The organism is Mycobacterium sp. (assembly GCF_035499775.1).
Taxonomy (GTDB): Bacteria; Actinomycetota; Actinomycetes; order Mycobacteriales; family Mycobacteriaceae; genus Mycobacterium.
The window spans coordinates 1-10,142 of sequence record NZ_DATJYB010000529.1 but is presented as its reverse complement, the minus strand read 5'-3'; the positions used below and the strand labels follow the sequence as shown (position 1 = coordinate 10,142).

Annotated in this window: 11 protein-coding genes and 1 pseudogene; 4 read left to right on the top strand and 8 right to left on the bottom strand. The window is 65.6% G+C overall.

Annotated features, from left to right (window positions below; translation table 11 throughout):
- The 4 genes from VML93_RS32365 to VML93_RS32350 all read left to right on the top strand — a co-directional run.
- Positions 1 to 600, top strand: a 600-nt coding sequence (locus VML93_RS32365) for an enoyl-CoA hydratase/isomerase family protein (protein ID WP_325616965.1), incomplete at its 5' end; no start/stop codon positions are given.
- Positions 597 to 1,520, top strand: a complete 924-nt coding sequence (locus VML93_RS32360; protein ID WP_325616964.1) for a DUF7064 domain-containing protein — start codon at positions 597 to 599, stop codon at positions 1,518 to 1,520. The genes VML93_RS32365 and VML93_RS32360, both read left to right, overlap by 4 nt.
- Positions 1,520 to 2,587, top strand: a complete 1,068-nt coding sequence (locus tag VML93_RS32355) for a phosphotransferase family protein (RefSeq protein ID WP_325616963.1) — start codon at positions 1,520 to 1,522, stop codon at positions 2,585 to 2,587. The genes VML93_RS32360 and VML93_RS32355 overlap by 1 nt, the downstream gene beginning before the upstream one ends.
- Before the next feature lie 21 nt (positions 2,588 to 2,608).
- Complete coding sequence (locus VML93_RS32350) at positions 2,609 to 3,421, top strand: hypothetical protein (protein WP_325616962.1); 813 nt, start codon at positions 2,609 to 2,611, stop codon at positions 3,419 to 3,421.
- 156 nt (positions 3,422 to 3,577) lie between these two features.
- Here the strand turns inward: VML93_RS32350 and VML93_RS32345 are convergent, their stop codons facing one another.
- The 8 genes and pseudogenes from VML93_RS32345 to VML93_RS32310 form a co-directional block, all read right to left on the bottom strand.
- On the bottom strand, positions 3,578 to 4,180 hold the full coding sequence (locus tag VML93_RS32345; RefSeq protein ID WP_414686506.1) for a CAP domain-containing protein: 603 nt from the start codon (positions 4,178 to 4,180) through the stop codon (positions 3,578 to 3,580).
- A 64-nt stretch (positions 4,181 to 4,244) separates the two neighbouring features.
- A complete protein-coding gene (locus VML93_RS32340; RefSeq protein WP_325616959.1) occupies positions 4,245 to 4,637 on the bottom strand; it encodes a DUF732 domain-containing protein in 393 nt (130 codons plus the stop codon).
- Positions 4,638 to 4,647: 10 nt separating this feature from the next.
- A complete protein-coding gene (locus tag VML93_RS32335; protein ID WP_325616968.1) occupies positions 4,648 to 5,130 on the bottom strand; it encodes a hypothetical protein in 483 nt (160 codons plus the stop codon).
- 176 nt (positions 5,131 to 5,306) lie between these two features.
- Positions 5,307 to 5,906, bottom strand: a complete 600-nt coding sequence (locus VML93_RS32330) for a mammalian cell entry protein (protein WP_325616957.1) — start codon at positions 5,904 to 5,906, stop codon at positions 5,307 to 5,309.
- Between the two features lie 43 nt (positions 5,907 to 5,949).
- On the bottom strand, positions 5,950 to 7,419 hold the full coding sequence (locus VML93_RS32325; protein WP_325616955.1) for an MlaD family protein: 1,470 nt from the start codon (positions 7,417 to 7,419) through the stop codon (positions 5,950 to 5,952).
- On the bottom strand, positions 7,420 to 8,553 hold the full coding sequence (locus VML93_RS32320) for a virulence factor Mce family protein (RefSeq protein WP_325616966.1): 1,134 nt from the start codon (positions 8,551 to 8,553) through the stop codon (positions 7,420 to 7,422). It abuts the gene before it with no gap.
- A gap of 11 nt (positions 8,554 to 8,564) precedes the next feature.
- Positions 8,565 to 9,902, bottom strand: a complete 1,338-nt coding sequence (locus VML93_RS32315) for a virulence factor Mce family protein (protein ID WP_325616953.1) — start codon at positions 9,900 to 9,902, stop codon at positions 8,565 to 8,567.
- Positions 9,899 to 10,142, bottom strand: a pseudogene (locus tag VML93_RS32310) (mammalian cell entry protein); the annotation flags it as partial. The pseudogene VML93_RS32310 and the gene VML93_RS32315, both read right to left, overlap by 4 nt.

The following is a 10,142-nucleotide window of genomic DNA, read 5'->3' as shown; positions in this document are numbered from 1 at the left end:
GCGTTCTGCACCGGTTTCGACCTCGACGAGGTCGAAGTCATCTCGCGGATGTCGGTGTCGGACTTCACGGATCTGGTCGAGACGGCGGCGTCGGGGTCGACCGGGCTGCGCGCGCTGCCGTATCCGGTGATCGCCGCGGTGAGCGGTCCGGCAGCCGGCGGTGGTCTGTCACTGGCGCTGGCCGCCGACATCCGAGTCGCCGACAACACCGCGAGTTTCAGCGCGGGCTTCGTACGGGTCGGGCTGTCCATCGGCGAGCTCGGCACCTCGTGGAATCTGGTCCGGCTGATCAGACCCGGCCGTGCCGCCGAAATGGCGTTCACCGGGCGCACCGTGCGGGCCGCCGAAGCCCATCGCATCGGACTGGCCGACCGGCTCACCGAGACGGGCAGCGCGCTTGACGCGGCGATCGAGTTGGCTGAAACGATCGCCGAAAACTCCGACGGCAGCAGGAGATCCACGAAGAACGCGTTCCTGCGCAACCTGGAGAACACCTCCTTCCGATCGGCGCTCGAGGTGGACAGCCGCGGCCAGTCGCTGGCCGTGCAGGTGCCGACGACCCGAAGCGCGCTGGTGAACCTGCGGAACGAGGCGCGATGACCGCACTGCGCGACGGGCTCGGTCCCACCGACGACCTCCGGCACCGGCCGGTGGCCGGCGAAAGAACACGCGACAGCCTGTTCTGGGAGTTGGTCATGCCCGAGGAAGAACTCGGCGTGCAGGTCTACCTGTACCTGACCGGCAGCGGAAAGGCCGGCTACAACGTCTGCGTTTGGGGGCCGGACGCACGCCCGTTGGCGCTGCACCTCCATCAGGGGCGGGTACCGGACCACGCCGATCTCGACGAATTCTCATTCGGCGGGCTCACTCTCACGCAGCCCGAGTTGCGTAAGTCCTGCCTGCTGAGCTACGACCGCGAGGATATCCGAATCGAGTTCGCGTTCAACGGGATTCACGACGCATTCAGCTATCACTGCAATCCGGACGGATTGCCGTCGTGGTTTGCGGTCAACCGGATCGAGCAGACCGGCCGAGTGCGCGGACGGCTCGAAGTCGCAGGCCGCCGCATCGAGTGGGACCGGATGGGGCATCGCGACCACTCCTGGGGAGTGCGCGACTGGGGCGTGCCACACCATTGGAAATGGTTCGTCGCCTACACCGAATCGGGCCGGGCGCTCAATGGCTGGATATGGATCGCCAAGGGCGAATGGGGTTTCGCCGGCTATGTCGTCCGGGACGGGGTCACCTACCCGGTACGTCATATCGACCACCACGCCGAATACGGCGAGCAGATGCGCCAGCGCCGGTTGTGCGCGACCCTGACCGACATCACCGGTACGCGAACCGAGCTGGAGCTCGATGTCTTCGGGGTGATCGAGCTGCCGACGCACGACAGGTTGCAGACGGTAATTCGCGAAGGGGCCTGCCGCGCTGTCATCGACGGTGAACAGGGAGCCGGCCAATTCGAAACACATTGGCAGGGCAGCTACCTGGACTATCTATCGGCGCTGGACACCTGATGTGGTCATGGTCTGACAGCGAACTGCAGCAACTGGGACGGTTCCTCGCCGACCACGGACTGTGCGGCCCGATGATAACCGCACAGGCCATCGGCGATGGCCATTCCAACCTGACCTTCGTGGTATCGGACGGGCACTCGCAAGTCGTAGTCCGCCGCCCGCCACCGCCGCCGCTGCCTCCGGGCGCACATGACGTGCTGCGGGAGGCGCGGCTCCTTGCCGCCCTCGAGCGGACCGATGTACCCACTCCGCGAGTGCGCGCTATCGCGGCCGCCGGAGAGCTTCTTGATGTCCCAGTGTTCGTGATGGACTTCGTCGATGGGGTTGTCATCACCGAATCGACGCCCGCGCCAAGCGCCGACGAGCAGCTGCGCCGACGTATCGGGGAATCACTGGTCGACACCCTGGCAGCGCTGCACAAGGTCGCGTGGCGCGAGGTCGGCCTTGGCGATTTCGGCAAGCCAGACGGGTTCAACGCCCGGCAACTGCGGCGGATGCGGTCGCTGATCGCGGTGGACGGAGCGCTGCCGCGCGCCTTCGCGTCATTGGACGATTGGCTCCACGCACATCTTCCCCCCGAATCCGGAACCGCGATTGTTCACAACGATTTTCGCATCGGCAACATGATCGTCGACATCCGAGCAGGTTGCGTCGGAGCAGTGCTTGACTGGGAACTCGCCACCATCGGCGATCCGCTTGCCGACCTGGGATACCTGCTCACGTCCTACCCGATGGCGGGCGAGCCGCTGGTCCCGACGTCGGCGATGGGTTCCGCGGTGCTCGAGAGCGGCTACCCCGGGCGCGCCGAGCTGATCGACCGATACGCAGAGCGCACCGGAGCCGATGTGTCCGGGGTCAATTGGTATGCGACGCTGGCGATGTACAAACTTGCCGCGCTCTACGAATACAGCCGCCGGCGGTTCGTAAGCGGCGTCGGCGACCCTTACTATGCCGATCCCGGTTTGGTCAGCTCGTTTCTGGCCGCCGGCGAGCGACTGGCCGCGGAAGGGCCCATTCACTCTGTCGGAGGGACAATATTCCGCTGTTCGGGGGACGCGCACCGGTGATCTTTTTCATAGGGTGACCACGTGCCACCAGTCGATCACGAATTGAACCTCATCACACAGGCGATCCTGACCAATGTCAGCTGGGCGCTGACCGCTGTGCTGCTGGTGATTGCGGTCCGGATGGGTATGCGAGAGCGGACACCGTTTTATGCCCTCATGGTGCTGGCGGCCCTGGTCGGCGCATTCGCCGAGCCGCTTTACGACACAGCGATGATGCTGTACTTCTACTCCACACATGGCATGTGGACGCATTTCACCGCGTTCGGTATCCCGCAACCGATCTGGACGCACAGCGGCTACGTGGTGCTGTATGCCGCCCCGGGCACCTACATCGCTCACCGGATCGCGCGCGGCACGATGACCCGCCGCACGCTGTTCGTCTTTGCGGGCATCACACTGCTTGAATCGGCCGTATTCGAAATCATTGGCATCAACGGCGGGCTCTACAGTTACTGGGGTCCGCATGCGTTCCGAATCTTCCAGTACCCGTTGGTGATCGGCGTGCTGGAAGCCGCGCAGGTGATGTGCTTCGCCGTGGCGGCATCGCAGCTGCGTGCTCGCTGTACCGCTCAGTGGCAACTGGCGGGCCTCTTCGTGTTGTTCCCGGGTACGTTTTTCATGGCCAACTTCGGCGCCGGCTGGCCCACCATCATCGCGGTGCATCTTGAGCACACCTCGGCGCCGGTGGTTGCCGCCGCGGCCGTGCTGAGCATCTGCTTCGCGGTGGTCCTGGTGCAGGCTGCGGCATCCTTCCTGCCAACACGATCGGCCATCGAGAAGGATGATGAGCCCAGAGACGGACAGGTCCTCCGCAAAGCCCGGCAATCCGCATGACGGGTGGCGCGTTGTCGCCCGCATTGACCGCTGAGAGCATCGTCGCCGAGCGTGCACTGGCTGCGAAAATCGGCGCATTTTCGCAGTGGTTTCACGCTCGGCCTCTGGGCTCACCACAAAGTCCAGGCGACCAGTCCCCCTGCATCACCGCCTCGGCTATTGCGGCGGCATGGCCGGCGGCGGGTACACGCCGCGCAGGATCCAGGGGAACCAGTTGATGCCGAATTCGATCTCGTCGCTCGCGTCGTAGTCGGGCGCCGGGTCGAGCGGTACGTTCTCCTGCATGACAACCGGCGACGGAAGCCCTAAGTCCGGCGCAATGTTTCGGGGCGGAACGGGATGCTCAGGCTGTCCGTAAACGGCCACCACAACGGTCCGATCCGGAGTGTTCTCCGACCACACCCCGATTTGCGTGTTCGCGCAGTTGGACATGATCCCGAAATACGCGGGGTTGGCATACCACTGGTTCATCAACTCGACGCCACTGATCGCTATGGCGGGATGGATCGCCACGGTTTCGGCGACGCTGCCGTGGAAGCCGGCGGCATTGGCCCGACCTTGCGGGTTGGATCCGTCAGAACCGATGTCGCCATCGAGGTTTCGGTTGTTGAGCACATCAAGGGTGTGCCATTGCGCGGCCAGTTGCAGCTGCGGGTTGATCTTCACGTCGTTGGCGCAGCCGGCCTGATGTTGAATGGTGAACACATTGGCGACCACGCTGTCGTTGAGCCGCTTGTTGTCGGCGTGCGCGGCGGGCATACCCAGAACGGAGCCGGCTGCCAAAGCGAGCAGCGCGGAAACGGTGAGCTCTCGATGCTGCATGTCAGTATTTCCCTTCCGTAGGCCGGTAGTTCGCAGCCGAGTCCCGCAGCTGCCAAATCAACTCGGGGCAAAGCTCGTTGACGGCCTGCGAGATCAGATATGAAGCCTGGTATTCGTCGGAGGTGTTGAAGTCGGCCTTCACGTCGCCCATCACCTGGGGATAGGTCCGGCCCTGAGATATCTTGTCGCAGAGGCCATGCCCGTACTGCAAGGCAGCATCAGCGTTCGCGAAGTGGTAGCCGGGACGCATCGTCACATTGACCAGATAGGCCACCACATCGGCCCGGGCACACGGCGCACCGACCGATACCGCGATTCCGGACAGCGCAGCGCACACCAAAGCCGCACTCGCAAGCACTTTTTCCGCGGTGCGATGGGATCCGGATGGGTTCATCGTCGGAAACTCAGATCGGGTCGAATTGCGAAATCAACCACCGGCCCCCGATCCGGTCGAGGCCGACCCGAACGCCGGACGAGCTGCTCGTGGGTGCCTCCTGGCCGACGACGATGGTCTGGTTCACGAATACCAGCACGACGGCATGGTTGGCGCTCACCGACGTCGATGCAGCGGCCGGAACGGTCGCCACAGCCGAAATCTGCTTCTTCTTCGCCCCCGGGATCACGACATCGTGGGTCAGCGTCGTGTAGGCCTGCAGGAACGTGCCAGTCAGTCGGCCCCGCGCGGCGTCAAGGTCCGATTGCACTGTGTCCGCGCGATAGGACAACAGGGCAATGGTGCCGTCGGTGGCCGCACGGACGGATTCCGCGCGCGCCACCGCGGCGTCGCCCACGGAGCCGTCCTGCCACTTGAGCAGACCCACGACCGGCGCCAGCACCAACGCGAGCGCCGGCAACACCCCGAAAGCGATCGCCCGGGACCAGCTGATGCGGCGCCACCACGGCGAGGGTTGCGCGTCCTGGTCTGGCTTGTCGGCCGGCGCCGCGGCTTCGGTCGTGGTGGCCTCGTCCTGCACCGCCTCGTTGTCTACGGTCAGCGTTTGCACTGGCCCAGAAGGTGTTTCGGTCATCGGGTCGCCCTTCTTGCGGTTACCGGTACGGCGTGTCATGACACGAACCCCACGTTGGCAACCTTGACGTGATCGCCGATCTTGCGCACCGAGATCCGCATACGCCATGCCCGGGTAACTGGGTCGGGCTCGCCGGCATTTGACGTCTGGACCGCCACGGCCACCAGCACCTCGGCGCCGTCAGCCGTCTCCGATTCCAAGCCTGATTCGGTTATCCGGCCCTCCGTGCTCGCCTTGGCCTGCTGAAGCACCTCGATGAAAGGCTGTGACCGCTTGGAAAAGTCGTTGTAGAAATCGCCTGTCGCGCCGTCCAAGATGCGCCGCACGTCGGCCTCGGCGTGCTGCCAGTCGATGGTCGTCAGGTTCAGCGCACCCTGTCGCGCCACCTGAACAAACTGACTTCGCTGGGCCTGCGCCTGCTGAGACTGATGCAGCCGGAAGCCCCACCAGCCGGCCAGAGCCGCCAGCGCAACGACGACGGCCAGACCGAACAGCATTGCGCGCCGCAGTGGCGACCTGGGTTGTCTGCTCCGCGCCGCGGGCACGTCGTCGGTGTCGGCAACGTCGTCGGCGTCCTCGTCAACGTCGACAACTTCGTCGTCGAATTCCAGTGCCGGATCACTTATTACGGTCATGCCGTCCTCCGTCCTGATTCGTGCCTGATACGTGCATTAGCCGTCACGGTCCCGGCGGTGGCAGCAGCATCGATTGCCACGTCTTGTCCTTCGGGGCGGCTTGCGCCAGATCCGACCGGGTGTAGCGATGCCCGTCGGGCCCGATGTAGGTGCCGGTGGCCGGGTCGTACTGGGCAGCGGCGATCGGTGGTGGGGCCGGACCGGGTCCGGGCGGAGCCGCGCCCGGCGGCGCCACCCCGGGCGGCAACTGCGGAATGCCCTGGCCGGACAGCGTGGCGTTGGGGTCGCCCTTCCAGTTCCAGCCGTCATTGAGGGGCACATACTGCTGATCGCTTTCGCACAGCTTGACCGTGGGTGCGCGTTTGCCGGGCACCGTTTCGCATGGAGTGTTGCGCGCCCCGCGCACGTTGAGCTGCGAGTCTTGGGGCACCCTGCAATACAGGTCGCCGGCCGGTCGTTGCGGGTAGTCCTCGAAGGTGGGGATGCGCTGCTGCTGGGCGGGCAGGAATCCGGTGGTGCACGGCGGCGGCAGGTTGAGGTTGAGGTTAAAGCTCAGGTACTGGCCGTGGTAGGCCTGCTTGGTGTTCAGGTTGCCGAGGATCCCGGCCTGTTCGGCGCTGATCGCCATCGGGAACACCACCAGCAGCTGTTCGATGTCGTTCTGGTAGGTCAGCGCGACCTGGCCGACGCTGACGAGGTTGGCCAGCAGGAGCGGCAAACTGGGTTGTACGCGATCGATCAGTTGACGCATCTCCGCGAACGCCGGGCCGCCGTGGTCGATGGTTCCCGCGACCGCGCCGTCGTGGTCCCGCAACTCCGCGGTGACAGTGGCCAGATGAGATGCCCAGCCCGCGATCGCATCCGATGTGTGGGTCTGCGAATCCAGTACCGGCTGCGCTCGGTCGATCAGCGCGAGCATCGGGTCGAGATTCTTTCGGGCATCGATCGCCAGGTTGGACGAACCCGCAACCAGGCGGGAAAGTTCGGGGCCGAGTCCGCCTACCGCGGTGTAGGACTCGTTGATCACGGTCTGCAGGTTGTCGTGCGGTATCGCCTGCAACGCGGTGTTGGCGGCGCTCAGCAGGGCGTTGATGTCAGGCGGCACCGAGGTGTCGGCCTGCGCAATCACGTCGCCGTCCCGCAGCGGCCGCGAGGTGCCGTTGCGGGGCAACAACTCCAGGTACGACTCGCCGACCGCGGATTGGCTGTGCACCTCGGCTTTGAGGTCTGATGGGATGTCGATGCCGGACTTCAGCGACAGCACGGCTTCGACGCCGCTGTCGGTCAGGTGCACGGATGCCACCTGACCCACCTCGGAACCGCGATAGGTGACATTGCCTGTGCCATACAGCCCGCCGGATTCGGCCAGCTCCACCTTGACGGTGTAGCGGCCGACGCCAAACAGCATCGCCGGAAGTTTCACGAAGTGCAGCGACATCACCGACAGCGCGACCAACGCGATCACGCTGAAGACGGCCAGCTGGATCTTGACTCGACGGTGTAGATGCAACATCTAGGGCCCCTGATCCCAGCGGTACGGAATAGACAGCGGATTGCCGGGGGTGCCCCGGTATCCGGAGGTGCACGGGCTGGGGAACTGGCCGATGGTGCGGCCCCACTGCAACTCCAGCTGGGTGAGATGGCATTCCCAACGGGTGCCGGTGAACAGGCCCTGGTCGATCCGGCTCAGGGTGAGGTCGATGATCGCGGTCAGGTTGGCGTAGTCGCCGCGCTGGAAGTTCTCAAAAGTCTCGTTCGGGAACGGGAACGTGGCCAGCAGGCTGAGCGCTCGGGTCATCGCCGGACCGGCGTTGGCCAGCGACTCCAGCACGGGCCCAAGCTCTTTCAATTCCTTGACCAGGTTCGCTTTGGTCTTGTTGACCGAGTCCACCGTTAAGGCGCTGAATTTGCCCAGCTTGTCGGCCGCCTCGACGAGGTTGTCCCGCTCGCTGTCGAGCACCGCGAGCGCGTCGGGGATGGTCGCCAACGCCCGATCCACGACGGGCTGCTGCTCGGCGAACTTGCCAACCAGGCGGTTCAGGCTCTCGGCGGCCGCGATGATGTCACCGGACTGCTCGTTGAGGTCGGCGGTGAATTTGTTCAGTTGGCCGATCAGGCTGCGCAAGTCCCCTTCGCGGCCCCGGAAGGCGGTGCTGAACGCCTCGGTGATGTCTTGCACCTGGCCCAGTCCGCCGCCGTTGAGCACCAACGAGAGCGCCGCCAGCGTCTGCTCGGTGTTCGGGTAGGCCGCGCCGTGCGACAACGGTATCAGCGAGCCTTCACGCAGTTTGCCTTGTGGCGCTTCACCTTTCGGAGATCCCAGCTCGATGTGATAGGAACCCAGCAGGCTGGTGGTGCCGATCTTGGCGGTGGCGTTGGCCGGCAGGGTGACGTCGCTGTTGAGCCGCATGGTCACCAGCGCATGCCAGCCTTGACGCTCGATCTTGGTCACGTGGCCAACCGTGACGTCGGCGACCCGCACCCGGGAGTTGGGTTGGATGTTGTTGACGTCGGGCATCTGCGCCTGGATCGTGAACGCGCCCTCGCCGCTGCCCTGGGTGCCCGGCAACGACAGCGAATTCAGCCCGCGCCATCCGCAGCCGGATACCGCGACGATCAGCAGGAGCAGTATCGCCGTCGCGCGCAGCCAGCGGATGCTCACGAGCCACCACCGGGCGGGACCATCATGCCCCGCAGACCCGCCGCTGGGTCGGCGGGCACCGGCGCACCGGCCGCAGCGGGCGGCGGGGCAGCCGGAGCCGGTGCTTCGGCGGGCAACGGCGCAGCGGGCGCAGGCGGCGGCACGTTCGTGGCCGGCGGCACGAAATCGGGCCGCATCCAGTCCTCGCTGAAGGTGACCTCGTTGGGCCTGGCCTGCGCACCCACGAACAGGTCCTCCCCCAACGGCGGGTAGTTGTATTGGCGGTTCTTGAAAATCGGCGCCATGTACTGCGCGCACAGTTTCGCCGCCTGCTCGCCGCCCAGCCGGGAAGCGGCCTGTACCGCCCCGCACAGGAAGCCGATCGGGTTGGCCATGTTGTTGCCCGCAAGCGCGCCGGTCAGCGCACCGTTGGCCGGCTCGAAGATGTTGTTGAAGTTCTGCAGCACCGTCGGGCCGATGTGCAGCGTTTGCTTGATGTCGTCGAGGCTGGCGACCAGTGCGTTGGTGATCGACGTCAGTTTGTCCGACGCGGTGCCGACCGCCTCGCGGTTGTCGGCGGCGAAACTTCGCACGTCGGCCACGACCGCATTGAGCGCCTCGACGGACTGACCGACCTTATTCGGGTCGTCGGCCAGCACTGAGGACACCGCCGCCAGGTTGCGGTTGAGCTGCTCGAGTAGATCCGCGCTGTCGTGCAGCGCCGACACCAGTGTCGAGAGGTTTTTGAACGTGACGAAAATGTCGTTGCTGTGGTCACCCAGCGCCGAAACGGTCTGCGACAGTTTGATAATCGTGTCGCGGATGGTGGCCCCCTGGCCGCGCAGGTTGTCGGCGGCGGTGTTGATCAGGGAGCCCAGCGTGCTGACGCCGCCCGGTTGGGTAGGTTTGAGCAACTCGGTCATTCGCTGCAGCTGCACGCGCAGGTCATCCCACTCCACCGGCACCACGGTGCGGTCCTGTGGGATGACGGTGCCGTCCTGCATCGTCGGCCCGCGGGTGTAGGGCGGCGTCAGTTGGATGGCGCGTCCGGTCACCAGCTGCGGCGACAGGATCGCAGCCTTGGCATCGGCGGGCACCTTGTACTTGCGGTCGAACCAGAACGAGATCTTGGCGCGCTGAGGCTGCGGTTCAATCTTGACGATCTTGCCCACCGGCACGCCCCGGATGCGTACGTCGTCGCCGGCAAACAGGCCGGTGCTGTTGTCGAAGTAGGCGGTTACCAAGGTTCGAGCGGCGTGGTCGCCGGCGCGCATCGCGGCGAACACCCCGGCAATGAGCACTGCGACCAGAGCGGTCGCCAACAGCGCGCGGCGTTGTCGAAGTCTCGCTGTCACCGTTGGCCTCCGGGCTGCTGGGTGGGCGGCACCTCACCCGGTGTGGACTGCAGGCTGGGCGGTGGTAGCGCCGGGGGCCCGGGCGGTGGGCCGCCGGGCGGCGGTGCCGGCGGCTCCGGCCGGAACGGGTAGCGCGGATCGCCGGGGTTGCCGGTGATCGCGTCGGGAAGCGTCAAGCGCGGCGGGCCGCCCTGGCCGGTACGCGGGTAAGGCATCGGCAATGCCGGAGTTCCGGGCTGG